6 protein-coding genes are annotated in these 24737 nt (G+C 73.8%); 4 read left to right on the top strand and 2 right to left on the bottom strand.

Annotated elements, in window-relative coordinates:
• Positions 1–64 precede the first annotated feature (64 nt).
• Both ACIBJC_RS01605 and hypB read left to right on the top strand, forming a co-directional pair.
• Positions 65–394 (top strand): hydrogenase maturation nickel metallochaperone HypA, encoded by a 330-nt coding sequence (locus tag ACIBJC_RS01605; protein WP_399286197.1) that lies wholly within the window; start codon positions 65–67, stop codon positions 392–394.
• A gap of 4 nt (positions 395–398) precedes the next feature.
• Positions 399–1208, top strand: coding sequence for a hydrogenase nickel incorporation protein HypB (gene hypB, locus ACIBJC_RS01600; RefSeq protein ID WP_399286194.1), 810 nt, complete (start codon positions 399–401; stop codon positions 1206–1208).
• Here the strand turns inward: hypB and ACIBJC_RS01595 are convergent, their stop codons facing one another.
• Both ACIBJC_RS01595 and ACIBJC_RS01590 read right to left on the bottom strand, forming a co-directional pair.
• A complete protein-coding gene (locus tag ACIBJC_RS01595; protein WP_399286191.1) occupies positions 1209–2231 on the bottom strand; it encodes a Gfo/Idh/MocA family oxidoreductase in 1023 nt (340 codons plus the stop codon).
• Between the two features lie 69 nt (positions 2232–2300).
• The gene (locus ACIBJC_RS01590) at positions 2301–3101 is read right to left on the bottom strand and encodes a TIM barrel protein (RefSeq protein WP_399286188.1); all 801 of its coding nucleotides are present in this window, start codon (positions 3099–3101) and stop codon (positions 2301–2303) included.
• Positions 3102–3282: 181 nt separating this feature from the next.
• Between ACIBJC_RS01590 and ACIBJC_RS01585 the strand changes: the two genes are divergently transcribed.
• Together ACIBJC_RS01585 and ACIBJC_RS01580 are read left to right on the top strand one after the other, a co-directional pair.
• Positions 3283–4311 (top strand): LacI family DNA-binding transcriptional regulator, encoded by a 1029-nt coding sequence (locus tag ACIBJC_RS01585; RefSeq protein WP_399286185.1) that lies wholly within the window; start codon positions 3283–3285, stop codon positions 4309–4311.
• 1197 nt (positions 4312–5508) lie between these two features.
• Positions 5509–24726, top strand: coding sequence for an SDR family NAD(P)-dependent oxidoreductase (locus tag ACIBJC_RS01580; protein ID WP_399286183.1), 19218 nt, complete (start codon positions 5509–5511; stop codon positions 24724–24726).
• The last annotated feature ends 11 nt before the right edge of the window (positions 24727–24737 follow it).

Here is a 24737-nt window from a genome sequence, read left to right as displayed (position 1 = left end):
TGACCATCCATTAGCCCCGGTCCGGCCAGGGCCGAATGGGTGAGCAAGGGAAAGCTGGTCATTGATGCATGAATTATCAATCACCCAGAGCGTGGTCGACGCGGTGTGTGAGCGTGCCGCGGGAAGACCCGTGCGTACCGTCCGGCTCCGGGTGGGGGCGCTGACCGCGGTGGTGCCCGACGCGATGCGGTTCTGCTTCGATCTGACCACCGCGGGCACGGTCGCGGAAGGCGCGCTCCTGGAGATCGACCAGCCCCCCGGAACGGCGCACTGCCGGGCGTGTGAGCAGGACTTCACCCTGACCGATCTTGTATTGCTGTGTCCGTGCGGCAGCGCCGACGTGAATATCACGTCGGGGCGGGAGCTGCAGATCGTCTCGATGAGAGTGGGCTGACCCCATGTGCGGTACTTGCGGTTGCGTCGGCGGAAGCGGTGAGGGCGGCGGGGCGAGGATCGCCGTACCGCACGCCCACCCGCACGACCACGACCTGGTTCACGCCGGTCACGGCCATGACCACACCGGCGTACGGGACCATCCGTCGGCCGGGGGAGGGAGCGCGGGGGACGGCGAGACCATCACCCTCGAACAGAAGGTCCTCGTCAAGAACGACGACCTGGCCGTCCGTAACCGCGCCTGGCTCGCGGAACGGGGCATCGTGGCCGTGAACATGATGAGTTCGCCCGGGGCCGGCAAGACCACCCTCCTCGAACGCACCCTCAGGGACTTCGCAGGCCGCCGCCCGGTCGCCGTCATCGAGGGCGACCAGGAGACGGCGCTCGACGCGGAGCGGATCAGGCGGGCGGGCGGCACCGTCGTCCAGATCAACACCGGCGCCGGCTGCCACCTCGACGCGGAGATGGTGCGGGGCGCGCTCACGGCCCTGGAGCCGGAGCCGGGCTCGCTGATCCTGGTCGAGAACGTGGGCAATCTGGTCTGCCCCGCGCTCTTCGACCTCGGGGAGCACAGCCGGGCCGTGATCATCTCGGTCACCGAGGGCACGGACAAACCGCTCAAGTACCCGTACATGTTCGCCGCCGCCGACCTCGTGATCATCAACAAGATCGACCTGCTCCCGTACGTCGACTTCGACGTCGAGCAGTGCGAGAAGTACGCCCGGTCGGTCAATCCGGAGCTGCGGGTGCTGACCGTCTCGGCGACCACCGGCGAGGGGATGGCGGCCTGGTACGACTGGGTCGCGCGCCCCTGATCACTCCGCCGGCCGCTCCACCCGGACCGGGCCGCCGGTGGTGACGGACCCGATCGCGGCGAGGGCGATGGCCAGCGCGGCGCGGGCGTCCTCGCCGGTGACCGCGGGGGCGCGCCCGGTGCGGACGCTGTCGGTGAAGTCGGCGAGTTCGGCGACGTAGGCGTCGCGGAACAGGTCCTGGTCGTAGCTGACGCTCTCGGAGCTGACACCGTCCGGGCCGTAGGACGTGAGATGGGTACGGCGCACCTCGCCCATGGTGAGCATGCCCGCCGAGCCGAAGACTTCGCCGCGTACGTCGTAGCCGTACACCGCCTGGAAGTTGGCCTCGGCGGTGGCGAGGGCGCCGTTGTCGAAGCGGATGGTGACCACGGCGGTGTCCAGCAGGCCGCGGTCCTTGAAGTCGGGGCGGACCAGGGCGTCGGCCAGGGCGAAGACCTCGACGGCCTCGGCACCGGGGTTGAGGAAGCGCAGGGTGTCGAAGTCGTGGATCAGCGTCTCCAGGAAGATCGTCCATGGCGGGATGGGCGCGGGGTCGGCCAGCTTCGGGTCGCGGGTCAGTGAGCGCAGGAGCTGCGGGGTGCCGATGGAGCCGGCGGCGACCTTGTCGTGGGCGGCGCGGAAACCGGCGTCGTAGCGGCGGTTGAAGCCCACCTGGAGGGCCACGCCCGCCTCGCGGGCCGCGGAGACGGCGCGGTCGGCGTCCGCGAGGGTGACGGCCATGGGCTTCTCGCAGTACACCGCCTTGCCGGCCCGCGCCGCCGCCTCGACGAGATCGGCGTGCGTGCGGGCCGGGGTGGCGATGACCACCGCGTCGATCTCCGGGTCGGCGAGGAACGCGGCGATGTCCGTGTACGCCACGGGGGCGCCCAGATGGTCCGCGAGGCGCCGCGCCGCGTCCGGTACGGGGTCGGCGACTGCGGCGAGACGGACGCCGGGGATGCGCTGGGCGAGGGTCGTGGCGTGGAAGGAACCCATCCGTCCGGCGCCGATCAGGCCGACGGCGAGGGGTGGCTGAGAGGGCATGCGGAATCTCCGTATCTCCGTACGTACGCGGTGACCGGGCAGGGCCGGGCCCTGGCCGGGGGAGTGTGTTCAGGTGGTGGTGAAGGCGGTACTGGTGAAGGCGGTACGGAAGCGCTCCATGGCCAGGTCGCTGTCGGTGGAGGCCCAGGCCTCCATGGCCACGGTGCCCTCGTAGCCGAGGTCCGTGAGGGCGCGGGCGACGGCCGGGTAGTGGATCTCGCCGGTCCCGGGCTCGCAGCGGCCGGGGACGTCCGCGACCTGGATCTCGCCGATCAGCCCCAGGCCGTGCGCCCGCCGGACCAGTTCGACGAGGTTCCCCTCGCCGATCTGCGCGTGGTACAGGTCGAGGTTCATCCGCAGGCCCGGCCGGTCCACTGCGGCGACCAGGGCCAGGGTGTCGGCGGCCCTGGCGAACGGCGCCCCGGGGTGGTCGACCGCGGTGTTGAGGTTCTCCAGTGTGAAGACGACTCCGGCGCGCTCGCCCAGCTCCGCGATCCTGTCGAGCGTCCGCACGGCGGCCGACCACATGGAGGCGGTGGTTTCACCGGAGACCGGCACCACCGGCAGGCCCGCGCCGTCCAGGCCGGTGCCGTGCAGGTTCAGCCGCGGGCAGCCCAGATGTTCGGCGGCCTTGACCGACTCCTCGGCCGTGCGCAGCAGCTCCGCCGCCCCGTCCTCGTCGGTCAGGGTGCCGCGGAGGTAGCCGGTCATCGAGGAGAAGGCGGCCGGGGTCCTGGCCAGCGCGTCGAGGTCATGCCGGCTCCAGTCCCAGATCTCGACCTGGAAGCCGGCGTCGTGGATGCGCCGGGCCCGCTCCTGGATCGGAAGGTCCCGGAAGACCATCTCGGCGCAGATCGCCAACGAGTACATCCGCCACCCGCCTCTCATCTTCTATAACGTTCTAGTCGGGGTTGCAGTACGCCAGTCCGCCGCCCTGGCTGTCAAGGGTCGGGAGCGCCGGAACTGGAACGTTGCAGTAGGGCGGGGAGGCGGCCGTACCATCTGGTCTACGATCGGCGGCCGGGGGAGTTGTCTACCGAGGAGGCCAGGCGTGCCACCGATCTCCGCGGCGGGGGACCGGAAACGGCCCACCCTCGCCGATGTCGCGGCGCGCGCGGGCGTCTCCACGGCGCTCGTCTCCGTCGTGATGCGCGGGGCCAAGGGCGCCGGCGCCGCCACCCGTGAGCGGGTCCTCGAAGCCGCGCGGGAGATCGGCTACCGGCCCGACACCCGGGCGCGGCTGCTGCGCAGCAGCCGTTCCCGTCTGCTCGGGGTGCAGTTCGGACTCCAGCACCCCTTCCACGCCGACCTGGTGGAAGGCGTCTACGGTGCGGCCGAGTCCGCCGGGTACCAGGTCGCGCTGAGCGCGGTCGCGCCCAGCCGCGGCGAACAGCACGCCCTGGAGACGCTGCTCGCCGACCGCTGCGAGGCGCTGATCCTGCTCGGTCCCGAACTCCCCGCCGCACGCCTGACTGAACTCGCCGGCCAGATGCCGGTCGTCTCCGTCGCCAGAAGACTCCGGCAGCCGTCCGGAGCCGTCGAGGTGGTACGGACCGCCGATGACGAGGGTGCCCGCCAGGCCGTGGACCACCTGGTCGAACTCGGCCACCGGGCCATCGCCCACATCGACGGCGGCCGGGCCCCGGGCGCGGCCGACCGGCGCCGCGGCTACCGCACCGCCATGAACCGCCACGGGCTGGCCCGGCACACGTATGTCCTGCCCGGTGGACCGACCGAGGAGGACGGTGCGGCAGCCGCCCGCACGCTGTCGGCCGCCCTGACCCGCCCCACCGCCGTACTGGCCTTCAACGACCGCTGTGCCACGGGCGTCCTCGACACCTTCCTGCGCGCCGGTGTCGCCGTCCCCGGCGCGGTCTCCGTCGTCGGCTTCGACGACAGTCGGCTCGCGCGCCTGGCCCACATCGACCTCACCACCGTCGGCCAGGACGTCGCCCGCCTCACCCGGGAGGCCGTCGCACGGGTCGTGGGACGGCTCGACGGCGATCCGGTCCCCGACCGGGAGACCGTGGTGGCCCCGCGTCTCGTCATCCGCACGACCACGGCGGCGCCGCCCGGGTAGCCCCGGGCCTGGGCGTGCGGTGGGCCTGAACAGAGGGGCCGCCGGGCCGCCCCTTACAGAACATCGGCTCTGTCACTACGTTTTTCCGGACAGATCTACGGCAATGGTGGCCGCTTTGTGCTGGATTACCGGTTCTCTCCACCTCCTGGACCGAAGCGGCGGAGTCAATTCCGGCCAGGGTGCGATGACTTGGTCCCGTGTCGGCCGCTTCCGCACGAGACGGGCGGTCTCGCCCGTGTTCGGCGGGTCGGCACGGTCGATGACCGATTGTCGCCGGTCTCCGCCGCCGCTCTCGCGGGAGCCGCCCTCGGCTGACCGGGTGAGGGCAGGCGGCACCGGTCACTCCCGTACGCCAAGTCACTTGATCCTCACGGGCTCTGGCGTACGGGACCTGGCCTGCGCGGTTCGCGCCGTCGCGGCCGGGCGGAGCCGGGCGGTCGGAGTCCGGAGGGGAGCGCGGGGGCGCATCTCCTCCGTATCCTGTTCGCCCTGAATCCATGAAGCAATATGACCACGTCAATTTCCCATGATCCGGCTGGAAAGATCTAATTCCTTGATCCTCGGCGTCCCGTCCGTTTCGACGGTCGCGCCGACCCGGCCGGACGTTCCTGAGGCGCGGGACGCTCGGACTGTCCAGTTTTCGCCCCTTCAGATTTGTCGCCGCGGGCTCGTATGGTCTGCAGTGAGAAATCGAATGACTGATGGCGGGGAGGGCGTAAGTGCGTGGTGAACTCCTGGCGCGCAGACGCACGCGATGTTCTTCTGGATCAGAGGGAAAAGGCGTTCTTCCCCTGATCGGCGAGATCCGCTACGTTTCTTCAGCCGTCGGCCCGCCGGCTCCGGGTGAGCCTTCGTGGACCGGTCCGTTCTCCGTCATCGGCGACTGAGGGCGGGGCGGCGCTGGGCGTGAACCCGCGGGTCACCCCTACGTCCCCGGACCGGACCGGCGCTCTTCGTCCCGAGGTCGGAGCGGTGCGGGAGCCTTCCGGCATTCCGGCGACGAAGCCCCGATGACGGATATCGATCCGGCGAACCGTAATCGAGAGTTTTCCGGAACTTTACAAATCCGGGAGAGCCACCGGATCGCGCTCGGGCGAAGTGGGAGCCCGGTGCGCCGCACCGATGATGTGTGCTGCTTGCAATCTCTGTTGAAAACGGGAGAGAAACGGTGGTGGGCGCGTGAGGACGGCTGGGGACGTGGCTGATTCAACAATTGACGGCCATGGTCATAAAGGACCTGTTGCCATTGTCGGGCTGTCCTGCCGTCTTCCGAAGGCCGCCGACAGGCACGCGTTCTGGACGATGCTGGCCGACGGAGCCCACGGGGTGACGGACGTCCCCGCGGACCGGTGGAACCATGCCGAGTACTTCGACGAGGACCCCGGCGCACCGGGGAAGGTCAACACCCGCAGGGGCGCCTTCCTGGACCAGGTCGACCGGTTCGACCCCGCCTTCTTCGGGATCTCGCCGCGCGAGGCCACCGCCATGGACCCGCAGCAGCGCCTCGCGCTCGAACTGAGCTGGGAGGCGATCGAGGACGCGGGGATCGTCCCCGGCAGCCTCGCGTCCACCAGGACCGGCGTGTTCATGGGAGCGATGAACGACGAGTACGCCACACTCACCCGCCGCGCCGGGCTGCGCCAGGTCGACCAGCACACCTTCACCGGAGTGCAGCGCAGCCTGATCGCCAACCGGGTCTCCTACTTCCTCGGCGTGCGCGGGCCCAGCGTGACCATGGACACCGGACAGTCGTCCTCCCTGGTCGCGGTGCACATGGCCGTACAGAGCCTGCGGACCGGAGAGGCGGACATCGCCCTGGCCGGGGGTGTGAACCTCACGCTCACCCCCGAGGGCGCCGTCGGCGCGGCCAAGCTCGGCGCGCTCTCTCCCGACGGCCGCTGCTACACCTTCGACGCCCGGGCCAACGGCTTCGTCCGCGGCGAGGGCGGCGGTGTCGTGGTGCTGAAACCCCTGGCCGCCGCGCTCGCCGACGGGGACCGTGTCCACTGCGTCATCAACGGCAGCGCCGTCAACAACGACGGTGGCGGTGACGGGCTGACGGTGCCCAGCGGCCCCGCGCAGGAAGAGGTGCTGCGCCTCGCGTACGAGCGGGCGGGGGTGGACCCCGCCTCGGTCCAGTACGTGGAGCTGCACGGCACCGGTACCCGGCTCGGCGACCCGATCGAGGCCGCGGCCCTCGGCGCCGTGCTGGGCGCGGCGCGCGGCGAGGCGGCCCCGCTCCAGGTGGGTTCGGTCAAGACCAACGTCGGCCACCTGGAATCCGCCGCCGGTATCACCGGGCTCATCAAGACCGCGCTGGCGATACGGCACCGACTGCTGCCGCCGAGCCTCGGCTTCATCGCGCCGAACCCGCGGATCCCGCTGGCCGACCTGAACCTCGAAGTCCGCGTCGCACACGGGGAGTGGCCCGCACCGGACCGGCCGCTGGTCGCCGGGGTCAGCTCGTTCGGGGTGGGCGGGACCAACTGCCACGTCGTCCTCTCCGAGGCCGCGGCCGAGACCGAAGCCGGGGCCTCGGCTGACGTGGCGGTCGAGGTCGCATCCGAGGCCTCGGCCGGGTCCGGGGGCGGCGGGGCGCCCTGGGTGGTCTCCGGCCGTTCGGTGGCGGCGGTACGGGAACAGGCCGCGCGCCTCCGCGCGCAGGTCGCGGACCAGCCGGAGACCGACCTGTCCGACCTGGGCCGCTCCCTCGCCAGGACCAGGACCGCCTTCCGCCACCGGGCCGCCGTGACCGCCGCCGACCGGGCCGGATACCTGGCCGGACTCGACGCCCTCGCCTCCGGCGACGCGGCCCCGGGGGTGGTCGAGGGCACGGCCGACGTCCCGGGCGGCACCGTCTTCGTCTTTCCCGGTCAGGGTTCCCAGTGGGTGGGGATGGCGGTGGAGTTGGTGGAGTCTTCGGGGGTGTTCGCGGCGCGGATGGCGGAGTGTGCGGAGGCGTTGGGTCCGTTCGTCGACTGGTCGTTGTTCGAGGTGCTGGGCGACGGTGTGGTGTTGGGGCGGGTGGATGTGGTGCAGCCGGTGTTGTGGGCGGTGATGGTGTCGTTGGCGGAGGTGTGGCGTTCGTTCGGTGTGGAGCCGGTGGCGGTGGTGGGGCACAGTCAGGGGGAGATCGCGGCGGCGTGTGTGGCGGGGGCGTTGTCGCTGGAGGACGGCGCGCGCGTCGTCGCCCTGCGCGGCCAGGCCCTGCGCGAACTCTCCGGGCGCGGCACGATGGCCTCCGTCGCCCTGCCCGCCGGTGAACTGACCCTGGGCGGCTCCCTGTCGGTGGCCGCCGTCAACGGACCGCGCTCCACGGTGGTCGCCGGTGACGAGAGCGCGATCGACGCCCTGGTGGCGGAGTTGACCGACCGGGGCGTCAGGGCCCGCCGTATCGCCGTCGACTACGCCTCGCACTCGGCCCACGTCGAGACGATCCGCGACCGGCTGCGCACCGCGCTGGCCCCGATCACACCACGGACCGCCTCGGTCCCGTTCTTCTCGACGCTGACCGGGCAGTGGCTCGACGCCGGTGCGACGGACGCCGACTACTGGTACCGGAACCTCCGCCGCACCGTCCGCTTCGAGGAGGCGGTCCGTGGGCTGCTCGCAGCGGGCCACCGGGCGTTCATCGAGGTGAGCCCGCACCCCGTACTGGTGATGGCCGTCCAGGAGACCGCCGAGGCCGTGGGCGTCCCCGTGGTCGTCGTGCCCTCGTCCCGGCGGGACGACGGCACGCGGGCGCGTGTGATGGCCTCGCTCGCCGAACTGTCCGTGCGCGGGGCCGGTATCGACTGGACGGCGGTCTTCCCCGGTGGACGCCGCGTCGAGCTGCCCACCTATCCCTTCCAGCGACAGCGTTACTGGATCGCTCCGGCGCCCGAAGCGGCTGCGTACGAAGGCGAGTCGGCGGATGCCGGTGACCCGGTGGGCGCGAGGGAGCCGACGGGCGCGGGCGAACGGGTGGACGACGGGCAACCGGCGTACGAGGACACCCCCCTCGGGCCGGACGTCCTCGACGCCGGACGGGTGCGGCAGCTCGTCCGGGCCCACGCCGCCGCCGTCCTCGGTCACACCACCCCGGCAGCGGTCGAGACGGACCTGCCCTTCAAGGACCTCGGCTTCGACTCCCAGATGACCGTCGAACTGCGCAACCGCCTCAGCGGCGCGCTCGGCCGGCGGCTGCCGTCCGCCCTGCTCTTCGACCATCCGACGCCGGACGCGCTCATCACCCATCTCACCGGCGCCCCCGCACCCCGCCCCGCCGCCCGCTCCGGCGGCTCCGCAACAGACGGTGACCCGATCGCGATCGTCGGGATGAGCTGCCGCTTTCCCGGCGGCGTACGGAGCCCGGAGGACCTGTGGGACCTGGTGGTCTCCGGCGCGGACGCGATCTCGGCGTTCCCCGCCGACCGGGGCTGGGACCTCGACGCGCTCGCCGCGACCAGCCACACCCGGCACGGCGGATTCCTGCACGACGCGGCCGAGTTCGACGCGGCGTTCTTCGGTATCAGCCCGCGCGAGGCGCTCGCGACCGACCCTCAGCAGCGGCTGCTGCTGGAGATCTCCTGGGAGGCGCTGGAACGCGCCGGTCTCGACCCGGCCACGCTGCGCGACAGCGACACCGGTGTGTTCGTCGGGGCGATGGCCCAGGACTATGTGCCCCGCCTGCACGAGGCGCCGGAGGGGTTCGCCGGGTACGGGCTCACCGGCTCCACCGGCTCCGTCGCCTCCGGCCGCATCTCGTACGTCCTGGGCCTGCGCGGCCCCGCGCTGACCGTGGACACCGCGTGCTCCTCCTCGCTGGTCGCCCAGCATCTCGCCGCCCAGGCCCTGCGGCGCGGCGAGTGCTCCCTGGCGCTGGCGGGCGGTGTGACGGTGATGGCCAACCCTGGCATGTTCGTCGAGTTCTCCCGCCAGGGCGGACTGGCGCCGGACGGCCGGTGCAAGGCGTTCGGCGCGGGCGCCGACGGTACGGGGTGGGCCGAGGGCGCCGGGATGCTGGTCCTGGAGCGGCTCTCCGACGCACGGCGCAACGGACACCCGGTGCTGGCGCTCGTGCGCGGCTCCGCCGTCAACCAGGACGGCGCGTCCAACGGCCTGACCGCGCCCAACGGCCCCTCCCAGCAGGAGGTGATCCGGCGCGCGCTCGCCGACGCCGGACTCGCCCCGTCCGACGTGGACGCGGTGGAGGCACACGGTACGGGCACCACCCTGGGCGACCCGATCGAGGCCGAGGCGCTGCTCGCCACGTACGGACAGGACCGTGAACAGCCGCTCTGGCTCGGTTCGTTGAAGTCCAACATCGGCCACACCCAGGCCGCCGCCGGGGTCGGCGGGGTGATCAAGACGGTCCTGGCCCTGCACCACGGGATCGTCCCCAGGACCCTGCACGCGGACGAGGTCTCGCCCCAGGTGGACTGGTCGGCGGGGCAGGTCGCGCCCGTCACCGCGAACGTGGCCTGGCCGGAGACCGGGCGCCCGCGCCGGGCCGCCGTGTCGTCGTTCGGTGTCAGCGGCACCAACGCGCACACCATCATCGAACAGGCCCCGCCGGAAACCGAGGTGGCACCGGAGTCCGTGCCCGGCCCACCGCCCGCCGAAGCCGCGGGCCCGGGGCCCCTCCCGTGGCAGCTCTCCGGCCGTACGCCCCAGGCGCTCCGGGCCCAGGCGCGGCGCCTCGCCGGCCATCTCGACGCCAGGCCCGGTCTCGGCGCCGCCGACGTCGGCCGCTCCCTCGCCGCCACCCGGTCCGCCTTCGAGCACCGCGCCGTACTGCTCGGCCGCGACCGCGACGAACTGCGCGGGCTGCTCACCGCACTGGCCGACGGGCGGACCGACCCCCGGCTGGTCCAGGGCAGCGCCGGCACCACCGGACGCGTCGTCCTCGTCTTCCCCGGCCAGGGGTCCCAGTGGGCCGGGATGGCCGTCGAACTGCTCGCCAGCGAGCCGGTGTTCGCCGCGCGCATGGCCGACTGCGCCCGCGCCCTCGCCCCGCATGTGACGTGGTCGCTCCCCGAAGTGCTCTCCGACGCCGAGGCGTTGGAGCGGGTCGACGTGGTCCAGCCGGCGCTGTTCGCGGTGCTGGTGTCGCTGGCCGCGCTGTGGCGCTCGTACGGTGTGGAGCCCGCCGCCGTGCTCGGGCACAGCCAGGGCGAGATCGCCGCCGCCTGCGTCGCCGGGGCCCTCTCGCTGGAGGACGCCGCCCGGGTGAGCGCCCTGCGCGCCAAGCTGATCCTCGCCGAACTCGCCGGCCGGGGCGGCATGGCCTCGGTCGCGCTGGCCCCCCAGGAGCTGGTGCCGCGCCTCGAAGCCTGGGACGGACAGCTCTCCGCAGCCGCGTTCAACGGGCCCACGGCGTCCGTCGTCTCCGGTACACCGGAGGCGCTGGACGAACTGCTGGCCACGCTCGCCGCCGAGCAGGTCAGGGTCCGCAGGATCCCGGTGGACTACGCCTCGCACTCCCCGCAGGTCGAGGAGATCCGCGACGACCTCCTGGACGCCCTCGCCACCGTACGGCCGCGCACCGCTCCCGGCACCGCTCCCGTCCGTTTCTTCTCCACCGTCACCGGCGGACCGCTCGACACCGCCGCCCTGGACGCCACGTACTGGTACACCAACCTGCGTACCACCGTCCGCTTCGAGCAGGCCACCCGGGCCGCGCTCGACCAGGGGTACGACCTGTTCATCGAGGTCAGCCCGCATCCGGTGACCGTCCCCAGCCTCCAGGAGACCATCGAGGCCACCGAGGCACACGCCGTGGCCCTCGGGTCGCTGCGCCGCGACGACGGAGGGCAGGAACGGTTCCTCACCTCGCTCGCGACGGCCCACACCCAGGGCGGCACCCCGGACTGGTCCGGCCTCCTCGGCACGGGACCCCGGGTCGAGCTGCCCACGTACGCCTTCCAGCGCGAACGGTACTGGCTGCTGCCCGAGCCGGTGCGCCGGGCCGTGAGCGGACCGGACGACTGGCGCTACCGCGTCACCTGGCGCCCCGTCATCCCCCGGCCCGCACCGCGACCGGCCGGACAGTGGCTGCTGCTCGCCCCCGCCGAGGGCATCGGCGCACCCCTCGTCGCGCGGTGTGAACGGGCGCTGATGGAGGCGGGAGCCGAGGTCCTCCGGCCGGCCGCAGGCGACCCGGCGGCGCTCACCGACCTGCTCACTGCGGGAACGCCCGCCGGGGTCCTCTCCCTGCTCGCCCTCGACGAGCGCCGCGTACCGGACCGTTCCGCGCCGCGCGGACTCCTCGACACCGTCGCGCTGGCCCAGGCACTGGCGGGGCGGGAGATACCGCTGTGGCTCGCCAGCCGGGGCGCCGTCGCCGTGGACCCCGAGGACCGGCTCGACCACCCCGAACAGGCGGCCGTCTGGGGCCTGGGCCGCGCCCTCGCCCTCGAATCCCCCCGGGACCGGGGCGGTCTGGTGGACCTCCCCGCCCACCTCGACGACACTGCGGCGGCTCTGCTCGCCGCCGCGCTCACCGGCGACGGCGACGAGGACCAGGTGGCCGTACGCCCCGCCGGTCTCTTCGTACGGCGACTGGTGCGGGCCGCGCTCCCGCCGGTCACGGCTGCCGCCTGGCGTCCCCGTGACACCGCGCTGATCACCGGCGGTACCGGCGCGCTCGGCGCGCATGTGGCCCGCTGGCTCGCCGCCGCCGGGGCCGGACACCTCGTCCTGGCGAGCCGCAGCGGCCCCGGGGCACCGGGAGCCGCCGCGCTGCGCGCCGAACTCACCGCGCTCGGCGCCTCGGTGGAGATCGTCGCCTGCGACACCGCCCGCCGCGAGGAACTGGCCGCGCTGCTGGACTCCGTACCCGAGGACCGTCCGCTGCGCACGGTCGTGCACACCGCCGGAGTCCTGGTCGAGTCCGCCGTGCGCACCCTCACCACGGAAGAACTCGAACAGACCCTGCGCGCCAAGACCGAGACCGCCCGTCATCTCCACGAACTCACCGGAGAACTCGACGCGTTCGTGCTCTTCTCCTCCGGCGCCGGTGTCTGGGGCAGCGGCGGACAGGGCGCGTACGGCGCGGCCAACGCCTACCTCGACGGGCTCGCCCGGCACCGCCGTGACCACGGGCTGCCCGCCACGGCCGTCTCCTGGGGCGCGTGGGGCGGCGGCGGGATGGGCGCCGTCGACGGCGCCGAGGACCTCTGGCGGCGCCTCGGCGTCCTCCCCATGGACCCCGGATCCGCCGTCACCGCGCTCCAACGGGCCCTGGACGCCGGGGAGAACACCCTCACCGTCGCCGACATCGACTGGCGCCGCTTCGCCCCGGCCTTCGCGTCCGCCGGACCCCGGCCGCTCCTCACCGACCTGCCCGAGGCGCGGCGCGCCCTGAACGGGCCCACCGATGACACCACCACGGACCCGGCCGCCGCGACCCGGCGGCCCGAACGGATCCGGAAGCTGGAGGGCCTGCCCGAGGCCCGGCGCACCGCCGCCCTGCTCGAACTCGTCCGCGCCGAGGCCGCCGCCGTACTCGGCCACACCGACCCCCGCTCCGTACGGCCGGGACGGCCCTTCAAGGAGAGCGGCTTCGACTCGCTGACCTCCGTCGAACTCCGCGACAGGCTGGTCTCCGCCATCGGCCTGCGGCTTCCCACGAGCCTCGTCTTCGACCGGCCGACACCGACCGCGCTCGCCCGCCACCTCGACACCCTGCTGTTCGGCGCCGCCACCACCGGGACCGGGACCACCGAGGTCTCCGACGAACCCGTCGCGATCATCGCGATGGCCTGCCGCTACCCGGGCGGCGTCAGCTCCCCCGAGGACCTGTGGGAGCTGGTCGCCGCCGGCACGGACGCGGTGTCCGAGTTCCCCGCCGACCGGGGCTGGAACGTGGAGTCCCTGTACGACGCCGACCCCGACCGGCCGGGCACCTCCTCCGTACGGCACGGCGGATTCCTGTACGAAGCCGCCGAGTTCGACGCCGAACTCTTCGGGATGAGCCCCCGCGAGGCACGGGCCACCGACCCCCAGCAGCGGCTGCTGCTGGAGACGGCCTGGGAGACGTTCGAGCGCGCGGGCATCGACCACCGGTCGCTGGCGGGCACCCCGACCGGGGTGTTCGTCGGCGCGATGTCCCAGGACTACGGGCCCCGGATGCACGAGGCACCGCAGGACCTGGAGGGCTATCTGCTCACCGGCAACATCGGCAGTGTGGCCTCCGGCCGCGTCTCGTACACCTTCGGCCTCGAAGGCCCGGCGATGACCGTCGACACCGGATGCTCCGCCTCCCTCGTCGCACTCCACCTCGCCGCGCAGTCCCTGCGGCGCGGCGAGAGTTCGATGGCCCTCGCGGGCGGGGTGACCGTGATGTCCACCCCCGGCGTGTTCATCGAGTTCTCCCGGCAGCGCGGACTCGCCCTGGACGGCCGGTGCAAGGCGTTCGGGGCGGGCGCCGACGGCACCGGCTGGTCGGAAGGCGTGGGCCTGCTCCTGCTGGAACGGCTCTCCGACGCCGAACGCAACGGCCACGAGATCCTCGCCGTCGTCCGGGGGAGCGCCGTCAACCAGGACGGCGCGTCCAACGGGCTGACCGCACCCAACGGCCCCTCGCAGGAGCGCGTCATCCGGCGCGCCCTGGCCGACGCCGGACTCACCCCGGCCGAGGTCGACGCGGTCGAGGGACACGGTACGGGCACCACACTCGGCGACCCGATCGAGGCCGAGGCGCTGCTCGCGACGTACGGGCAGAACCGTGAACGTCCGCTGTGGCTCGGCTCGTTGAAGTCCAACATCGGCCACACCCAGACCGCCGCCGGGGTCGGCGGTGTGATCAAGATGGTGCAGGCGATGCGCCACGGCGTCCTGCCGAGGACCCTGCACGCCGACGAGCCCTCGCCCCGGATCGACTGGTCGGCGGGCGCCGTGTCACTGCTCACGGAGGAGCGGGCCTGGCCCGACGACGGCCGCCCGCGCCGCGCGGCCGTCTCCGGATTCGGTGTGGGCGGGACCAACGCCCATGTCATCGTCGAACAGGGCCCGCAGCCCGCCCCCGTCACCCCGCCCGCCGACGCCCCCGGCGCGCTGCCCTGGCTGCTGTCGGGCCGTACCGAACAGGCCCTGCGCGACCAGGCGCGGAAGCTCTCCGCACATCTCGCCGCCCACCCGGACACGACCCCGCTCGACGTGGCGTACACCCTGGCCACCGGCCGGACCGCGCTCGACCACCGGGCCGTCGTGGTCGCGGCCGACCGCGCCGGGTTCGCCGCCGCACTCGACGCGTTGGCCATCGGCGACGACGTAGGCGCCCGGGGCATCTGCGCCCGGGGCATCGCCGACGAGGACGCCGGAACCGTCTTCGTCTTTCCCGGTCAGGGTTCCCAGTGGGTGGGGATGGCGGTGGAGTTGATGGAGTCTTCGGGGGTGTTCGCGGCGCGGATGGCGGAGTGTGCGGAGGCGTTGGGTCCGTTCGTCGACTGGTCGTTGTCCGGGGTGCTGGGCGACGGTGAGGTGTTGGGGCGGGTGGATGTGGTGCAGCCGGTGTTGTGGGCGGTGATGGTGTCGTTGGCGGAGGTGTGGCGTTCGTTCGGTGTGGAGCCGGTTGCGGTGGTGGGGCACAGTCAGGGGGAGATCGCCGCGGCGTGTGTGGCGGGTGCGTTGTCGCTGGAGGACGGCGCGCGCGTCGTCGCCCTGCGCAGCCAGGCTCTGCGCGAACTCTCCGGACGTGGCGCGATGGTGGCGCTGCTGCTCGCGCCCGACGAGGCCGCCCGGCTGATCGAACCCTGGGACGGCCGGCTCACCATCGCCGCGTACAACGGCCCGAACTCCACCACCGTCGCCGGGGACCCCGAGGCCGTCGACGCGCTGCACGCCCACTGCGAGCGCGAACGGATCCAGTCCCGCCGCGTCGCCGTCGACTACGCCTCCCACTCGCCGCAGGTCGAGGAGATCCGCGACCGGCTGCTCGCCGACCTGGCCCCGATCACCCCGCGCCGGGCCGGCATACCGTTCCACTCCACCGTCACCGGCGCACCGCTCGACACCACCGGGCTGGACGCCGCGTACTGGTACACCAACCTGCGCAGGCCCGTCCTCTTCGAACCGACCGTACGGGCCCTGATCGACACGGGACACGGCATCTTCATCGAGCCGAGCGCCCACCCCGTCCTCACCACCGCCGTTCAGGACACCGCCGAGCGGGCCGGACGGCCCATCGCCGCGTTAGGCACCCTGCGCAGGGAGGACGGGGCGGCCGACCGCTGGCTGGCCTCCCTCGCCGAGGCCCATGTCCACGGCGCCCCCGTCGACTGGTCCGGGCTTCTCACCGGGGGCCGCAGGACCGATCTGCCCACCTACGCCTTCCAGCACGAGCGGTACTGGCTGGACCCGGTCACCACGTCCGGGCGCGCCCTCGCGGACGGCGCGGCGGGCCTCGGGCTCAGGTCCGCGGCCCACCCGCTGCTCGGCGCCGCCGTGGAGATGGCCGGCACGGACGAGTACGTCCTCACCGGACGGGTGTCCCTCCGTACCCACCCCTGGCTCGCCGACCACGCCGTGTCCGGCACCGTACTGCTGCCGGGCACCGCGTTCGTCGAACTCGCGCTGCGCGCCGGGGACGAGGCGCACTGCGACCGGATCGACGAACTGACCCTGAGCGAACCGCTGTTGATCGACGGCGAGGTGACCCTCCAAGTCCTCGTCGGGGCCGCCGACGCCGACGGGCGACGCGCCGTGACGGTGCACTCCCGTACGGCCCCGGGCGCGCCCTGGACCCGGCACGCGGACGGTGCCCTGTGCGCCGGAGAAGCGCCGTCCCCGTCCCCGGCCGGGGCGGAGGCGGCCTGGCCGCCGCCCGGGGCACGTCCCGTGGAACAGGCGGGCCTCTACACGGCGCTCGCCGCGACCGGCTACGACTACGGCCCCGCCTTCCAGGGCCTGCGCGCCGTATGGCAGGACGGCGACGACCTCCTCGCCGAAGTGGCGCTCCCGGACGGCGAGTCGGCCGACGGGTTCGCGCTCCACCCCGCGCTGCTGGACGCCTGCCTCCATCCGCTGGGGCTCGGAACGGGGATCGGACAGGGGCTCGGAAAGGGCCTCGGGTCCGAGCCGGGCGCCGGGGCCGGGACACGGCTGCCGTTCGCCTGGACCGGGGTCCGGCTGCACGCGGTGGGCGCCACATCCGTACGCGTACGGATCTCCCCGTCCGGCGGTGACGCGGTCTCCGTCACGGTCAGCGACCCGGCGGGCGCACCGGTCGCCACGGTGGAGGGCCTGGTCCTGCGGCCCCTGGCCGCCGGGCAGCTCACCGCCGTACGCCACGACGACCACGACGCGCTGTTCCGACTGGTCTGGAACCCGCTCACCGCCCCGGCTCCGATCCCGTCGTCGATTCAGGCCGGGCCCGTCAGGGGGATCCCCCTCATGGGTACGGCGGCGCTGGACGCGGCCCTCGCGGCGGGCGCGTCGCTGCCCGCCGTCGTCGCCGTGCTGCCCGACGCGCCGGTCGAGGGCGATATGGCTGCCCGCGTCCACGCGGCGACCGGGCGCCTGCTGGAGCTGTTGCGCACCTGGCTGGCCGACGACCGGCGCGCCGCCACCCGACTGGTGATCCTCACCCGGGGCGCCGTCGCCGTCCGGGCGGACGAGGACATCCTCGATCTCGCGCAGGCGCCCCTGTGGGGACTCGTCCGCGCGGCGCAGACCGAGAACCCCGACCGGTTCCTGCTCCTCGACACGGATACGGGCACGGACACCGGCACGGACTCGGATGCGGAACCGGTTGTCGACGCGGCCGTCGCCGCCCTGCTCGCGGCCGGCGAGCCGCAGGCCGCGCTGCGCGGCGGCGCCGTACTGGTGCCGCGGCTCGCCCGGCCGACGGCGACCCGTGTCCCCGTCCCCGCGCTCGACCCGGACGGCGCCGTACTGATCACCGGAGGCACCGGCACCCTCGGCGGCCTCGTCGCCCGGCACCTCGTCACCGCCCACGGGGTCGCCCGCCTCGTACTGATCGGCCGCCGGGGCCCGGACGCGCCCGGCGCCGCCGAGCTGAGCGCCCAACTCACCGCCCTCGGCGCCGAGGTGACCATCGCCGCGTGCGACGCCGCCGACCGGGACGAGCTCGTCGCGCTGCTGGCGGACCTCCCGGTCAGGCTGACGGCCGTCGTGCACACGGCGGGCGCCGTGGACGACGGCGTCCTGGAATCACTCACCCCCGACCGGCTAGCCCCCGTCCTGCGGCCCAAGGTCGACGCCGCCCTCAACCTGCACGAACTCACCGACGATCTGGAGGCGTTCATACTGTTCTCCTCGGCGTCGGCCACCTTCGGCACCGCAGGACAGGCCACCTACTGCGCCGCCAACGCCTTCCTCGACGCGCTCGCCCACCACCGCCGTACAGCAGGACTCCCCGCCGTCTCCCTGGCCTGGGGCTACTGGGAGCAGACCAGCGAGCTGACCCGTGGCCTCGCCGCCGGTGACATCGCCCGCCTGGAGCGTACGGGGGTGCTTCCGCTTACCACCGGGCGCGGACTCGCGCTCTTCGACGCCGCGCAGGGCCTGGCGGAACCCTTCGCGGTCGCGGCGCGGCTCGACACCACACCCCGGGCTCAGGTCCCCGCCCTGCTGCGCGACCTCGTCAGGACACCCGCCCGGCGCGCCGTCGGGGGCCCCGCCGCCACGGCAGGCGGGACCGCGCTGCCGGACCGGCTCGCCGGGCTCTCCGTACCGGAGCGCGAACAGCTCCTTCTCGCCGAGGTGCTGCGCCACGCCGCCGCCGTCCTCGGCCGTACCGGCTCCGCCGGACTGCTGCCGGGACGGCCCTTCCGGGACAACGGGTTCGACTCGCTGACCGCCGTCGAACTGCGGAACCGGCTCACCACCCTGACCGGGCTGCGGCTGCCCGCCACCCTGGTCTTCGACCACCCCACCCCCCTCGCGCTCGCCGCCGACCTGGCGCGGCGGCTGACCGGTACCACCACCGGCGCCTCCGCCCCGCCCGCCGCCCGGGTCCCGGTCCCCGTCCCCGCCCCCGTCCCCGGCGACGAGCCCATCGCGATCGTCGCGATGGCCTGCCGCTACCCGGGCGGTGTCACCTCGCCCGAGGAGCTGTGGGAGCTGGTCGCGGCCGGTACGGACGCGGTGTCCGACTTCCCCGCCGACCGGGGCTGGGACGTCGAGGCGCTGTACGACCCGGACCCCGCCAGGACCGGCACGTCGTACACGCGGAGCGGCGCGTTCCTCCACGACGCGGCGGACTTCGACCACGAACTGTTCGGGATGAGCCCCCGCGAGTCCCTGGCCACCGATCCACAGCAGCGGCTGCTCCTGGAGACCACCTGGGAGGTCTTCGAACGGGCGGGCATCGACCCGCTGTCGGTGAAGGGCAGCAGCACCGGGGTGTTCGTCGGCGCGATGTACAACGACTACGCCTCCCGCATCCACCAGGCCCCCGCCACCGTCGAAGGACAACTGCTCACCGGCAGCGCGGGCAGTGTCGCCTCCGGGCGGCTGGCCTACGTCTTCGGTCTCGAAGGCCCGGCGATCACCGTCGACACCGCGTGCTCCTCCTCGCTCGTCGCCCTGCACCTGGCCGCCAGATCGCTGCGCCAGGGCGAGAGTTCGCTGGCGGTGGCGGGCGGGGTGACACTGATGGCAGGACCGACCCTGTTCGTGGAGTTCTCCCGGCAGCGCGGGCTCTCCGCCGACGGCCGCTGCAAGGCGTTCGGCGCGGGGGCCGACGGCACCGGCTGGGGCGAGGGCGTCGGCGTCCTGCTGCTGGAACGGCTCTCGGACGCGGAACGCAACGGCCACGAGGTCCTCGCCCTGCTGCGCGGCACCGCCGTGAACCAGGACGGCGCGTCCAACGGCCTGACCGCGCCCAACGGCCCCGCTCAACAGCGCGTGATCCGCGGGGCCCTGGCCGACGCGGGGCTGACCACCCAGGACATCGACGTGGTCGAGGGGCACGGTACGGGCACGACGCTGGGCGACCCGATCGAGGCGCAGGCCGTACTGGCGACGTACGGGCAGGACCGTGAACGCCCGGTGTGGCTGGGCTCGTTGAAGTCGAACATCGGGCACACCCAGGCCGCCGCCGGGGTCGGCGGCGTCATCAAGATGGTCGAGGCCATGCGCCACGGCACCCTCCCGAGGACCCTGCACGCCGACGAGCCCTCGCCCGAAGTGGACTGGGAGCGCGGCGCGGTGGAACTGCTGACCGAGGCCCGGCCGTGGCCCGGCGGGACACCCCGGCGCGCCGGGGTCTCCTCCTTCGGCGCGGGCGGTACCAACGCCCACGTCATCATCGAACAGGGCCCGATCACGGAGCAGGGCCCGATCACGGAGCAGGACCTGATCACGGAGCAGGGCCCGACCGCCGAAACGCCCGCCGTTCCCGCTGCCACGGCCTCCGCCGGGGAAACCGCCCCGCTGCCCTGGGTGCTCTCCGCCAGGAGCGAGCCGGCGCTACGGGCCCAGGCCGCCCGGCTGCTCTCCTTCCTCGCGGCCCACGACGGCCTCGGTCCCGCCGAGGTCGGCCACTCCCTGGTCACCACCCGCGCCTGCCTGGACCACCGTGCGGTCCTCGTGGCCGCCGACCGCCCCGAGTTCCTGGCGCGCCTCACCGCACTCGCCGAGGGTGGCGGACCCGCCGTCGTCGGCAGCGCCGGCGGCCACGGCCGTACGGTCTTCGTCTTCCCCGGCCAGGGCTCCCAGTGGGCCGGAATGGCCCTCGGACTGATGGAGTCCTCGCCGGTGTTCGCGGCGCGGATGGCGGAGTGCGAGGACGCGCTGGCGCCGTACACGGACTGGTTGCTGTCCGAAGTGCTGGGCGACAGCGAGGCGTTGGAGCGGGTGGACGTGGTGCAGCCCGCGTTGTTCGCGGTGATGGTGTCGCTGGCCGCGTTGTGGCGCTCGTACGGTGTGGAGCCCGCCGCCGTGCTCGGGCACAGCCAGGGGGAGATCGCCGCAGCCTGTGTCGCCGGGGCGCTCTCCCTGGCCGACGCCGCCCGGGTGGTCGTGCTCCGCAGTCAGGCGCTGACCGAACTGTCCGGGCGCGGCGCCATGGCCTCGGTGGCGCTCGGCAGGGACGCGCTGGGGCCCCGGCTCTCCGAGCGGCTGTCGGTCGCCGCCGTCAACGGGCCCGCGTCCACCGTGGTCTCCGGAGACCCCCTCGCCCTCGACGCGCTCCTCGGCACCCTCACCGCCGAAGGGGTACGCACCCGCCGTATCGCGGTGGACTACGCCTCCCACTCCGGCCATGTGGAGTCCGTGCGGGCCCGGTTGCTCGACGACCTCGCCCCGATCACCCCCCGCGCCCCGCGCATCCCCTTCTTCTCGACCGTCTCAGCGAGCTGGCTCACCGAGCCCGTCGACGCCGGTTACTGGTACCGGAACCTGCGGGGGACCGTCGAGTTCGAGGCCGCCACCCGCGCGCTCGTCGCGGAGGGGTACGGCGTCTTCGTCGAGGCAAGCCCGCACCCCGTCCTCACCGTCGCGCTCCAGGAGAGCGCCGAGGACGCCGTCGTCGTCGGCTCGCTGCGCCGCGACGAGGACGGGCCGCGCCGCTTCCTCACCTCCCTCGCCGAGGCCCACGTCCGGGGCGTCGACGTCACCTGGACGCCCGCGTTCCCCGGTACGTACCGCCGGGTCGGCCTGCCCACCTACGCCTTCCAGCGTGAACGGTTCTGGCTGGAGCAGACCCCCGGCGGGCCCGTCGATGTCACCTCGGCCGGACTCCACCCCGCCGAACACCCCCTGCTGGGCGCGACCGTGGCCCTGCCCGGATCGGGCGGCCACCTCGCCACGGGACGGCTCTCCCGGGAGGACCACCCCTGGCTCGCGGACCACGGCGTGCTCGGCACGGTCCTGCTCCCGGGCGCCGCGCTCGCCGAACTCGCCGTCCGGGCCGGGGACCAGGTCGGCTGCCCCCACCTCGAAGAACTCGTCCTCCACGCGCCGCTCGCGCTGCCCGCGAGCGGCGGCGTACCCGTACAGCTCGAACTCGGCGCGCCCGACGCGTCGGGCCGGCGCACCCTGAGCGTGCACGCGTACGGTTCCGACAGTCAGGACGCCTGGACGCGTCACGCCACCGGTGTCCTGGCTCCCGCCCCGGAACAGGCCGGCGAAGCGCTCACCGCATGGCCGCCCACCGGCGCGACCCCGCTCGACCTCGGCGCCTTCTACCCCGGGCTCGCCGACCGCGGCTACGGCTACGGGCCCGCCTTCCAGGGGCTCCGCGCCGCCTGGCGCGACGGCGAGGACATCGTCGCCGAGATCGCGCTGCCCGAGGAACACCACGCGCAGGCCGCGCTGTTCGGGCTGCACCCCGCCCTCTTCGACGCGGCCCTGCACACCGTCGGGCTCGGCAAGGCCCTGGGCGGGCACGACCGGCCGCTGCTGCCGTTCTCCTGGCAGGGGGTGAGCCTGCACGCGGTCGGCGCCGCCGCGCTGCGGGTCCGTACCCGCTTCACCGGACCCGACACCGTGTCGCTCACCCTGGCGGGACCCGACGGGGCGCCGGTGGCCACGGTCGCCTCCCTCACCGTACGGCCCCTCTCCCCGGAGCGGCCCGCCGCCGCCCCCGCCGTACGCGACGCGCTGTTCCACGTCGCATGGCGTGAGCAGCCCCGGCCGGCCGCACACGGCGCCGTCGAGGGCCCGCTCCTCGTGCTCGGCGCGGACCGCCTCGGGATGCGCGCCGCGCTGGAGACGGCCGGCGCTCCGGTGAAGGTCTGCCAGGACCTGGTCGACTGGAACCCCACCGAGGACGCACCCGTTCCCCTGTCGGTGCTCACCGGCGACCTGCCGGGACGCACCCCGCGCGAGGCCGTGCACCGAGCCCTCGCCCTCGTACGGAGTTGGCTCGCCGACGACCGGTTCGCCGCCTCGCGTCTGGTCCTCGTGACCCGCGGCGCGGTCTCCACCCGCCACGACGAGGACATCACCTCCCTCGCGCAGGCCGCGGTGTGGGGCTTCGTCCGTACGGCACAGGCGGAACACCCCGGCCGGTTCGCCCTGCTCGACCTCGGCGCCGGGGAGCCGCCCCTCACCGGGCTGCCCGCCGCGCTGGCGTCGGGCGAACCCCAACTCGCCCTGCGCTCCGGCGGCTTCCTCGTCCCGCGCCTGGACAGACTCGACCGGAACGGCACCCTGCTGCCACCCCCGGACGAGGCGTGGCGGCTCGACGTCACCAGCCCCGGCACCCTGGAGAACCTGGCGTTCCTGCCCGCGCCGGAGGCCGAAGCGCCCCTGGACGAGGGCGAGATACGGGTCGCCGTACGGGCCGCCGGGCTGAACTTCCGCGATGTCCTCATCGCGCTGGGCATGTATCCGGGCGCGGGCATCATGGGCAGCGAGGGCGCCGGAACCGTACTCGAAACCGGTCCCGGAGTCACCGGACTCGCCGTCGGCGACGCCGTGTTCGGCCTGTTCCTCGCCGGGTCCTTCGGGCCCCGTGTGGTGGCCGACCGGCGGCTGGTCGCGAAGGTCCCGGCCGGCTGGTCCTTCTCCGACGCCGCCTCCGTCCCCGTCACCTTCCTCACCGCCTACCACGCCCTGGTCGACCTGGCGGGGCTGCGCCCCGGCGAGTCGGTGCTCGTGCACGCCGCGACCGGCGGCGTCGGTACGGCCGCCGTCCAACTCGCCCGGCACCTCGGCGCGGAGGTCTTCGCGACCGCGGGCCCCGGCAAATGGCACGCGCTGCGCGCCCTCGGCCTGGACGAGGACCACATCGCGTCCTCCCGCGATCTCGACTTCGAGGAGCGCTTCCGCGACGCCACCGGCGGACGTGGCGTCGACGTCGTCCTCAACTCCCTGGCCCGCGCGTTCACGGACGCCTCCCTGCGGCTGCTGGCCGAAGGCGGCCGGTTCACCGAGATGGGCAGGACGGACCTCCGCGACCCCGACGAGGTCGCCGCGCGGTACCCGGGCGTGACCTACCGGGCGTTCGAGCTGATGGACGCCGGCCCCGACCGGGTCCGTGCGATCCTCGCCGAGCTGCTGACCCTCTTCGAACGCGGCGTCCTCGCCCCCGCGCCCGTGACCACCTGGGACATCCGCAGGGCGCCGGACGCCGTACGCTTTCTCAGCCAGGCCAAACACCTCGGCAAGCTCGTCCTCACCCTGCCCGCCCCGCTCGACCCGGACGGAACGGTCCTGGTCACCGGCGCGTCCGGGACCCTGGGCGGCGCCGTCGCCCGCCATCTCGTGACCCGGCACGGCGTACGCCACCTGGTGCTCGCCTCCCGCAGCGGCCCCTGTGCCGAACTGTGCGCCGAACTCACCGCGCACGGCGCCACGGTGACCGCCGCCGCCTGCGACATCGCCGACCGTACGGCGCTGGCCCGCCTCCTGGACGCGGTCCCCGGCCCCCATCCGCTCACCGGGGTCGTCCACGCGGCCGGGGTCCTCGACGACGGAATGGTCGACTCGCTGACCCCGGAACGTATCGACACGGTCCTGCGGCCCAAGGCCGACGGCGCGGCCCATCTCCACGAACTGACCCGCCACCTGAACCTGTCGGCGTTCGTCCTCTTCTCCTCCGCCGCCGCGACGCTCGGCAGCGCGGGCCAGGCGGCGTACGCGGCGGCCAACGCCTATCTGGACGCCCTCGCCCAGCACCGCCGCGCGACGGGCCTGCCCGCCACCTCGCTGGCCTGGGGGCTATGGGCCGAGCGCAGTGCGATGACCGGGCATCTGGACGACAACGACCTGGCCCGCATGGGCCGTTCGGGCATCGTGCCGCTCACCACCGAGGACGGCCTCGCGCTCTTCGACGCGGGCCGCGCCGCCGTCGAGGCCGCCGTCGTACCGCTGCGGCTGGACCTCGCGGCGCTCCGGTCACACGCCGGGGACCCGGCGTTCCCGCCCCTGTTCCACGGTCTCGTCCGGGCCCCGGCGCCCCGGGCGGCCGAGGCACCACCGGCCTCCGAGGGGGTACGCGACCGGTTCGCCGCCCTGCGCGGGGCTGACCGGGAGCGCGCGCTGCGCGAACTGGTCTGCGACCACGCGGCGACAGTCCTCGGACACGGCGACAGCGCCTCCGTCACACCGGGACGGCCCTTCAAGGAACTCGGGTTCGACTCGCTGACGGCCGTGGAACTCCGTAACCGGCTGAGCGGCGCCACCGGACTGCGGCTCTCCGCGACACTCGTCTTCGACCACCCGACGCCCCTCGCCCTGGCCGAACATCTGCGCGCCGAACTCTTCGCGGACGAGGAACCGGCGGGCGCCTCCCCGGCGGCCGAACTGGAACGGCTCGAAGCGGCCCTCGCCCTGGCCGCCCCCGACACGTTCGACCGGACCCAGGTCACCACCCGGCTGCGCGCGCTCCTCAAGCGCGTCGAGCGGGCCGAGCGTGCCGAACCGAACGGGCGGGCCGGGCCCGACGGCGCACTCGACCTCTCCTCGGCCACGCACGACGAAATCTTCGCACTCATCGACGGGCAGCACGACGACGTCTGAGGCTCCCCCCA

The organism is Streptomyces sp. NPDC050509 (assembly GCF_044457965.1).
Classification (GTDB): Bacteria; Actinomycetota; Actinomycetes; order Streptomycetales; family Streptomycetaceae; genus Streptomyces.
The sequence above is the reverse complement of the archived record's forward strand: the minus strand, read 5'-3'. Positions and strand labels throughout refer to the sequence as shown.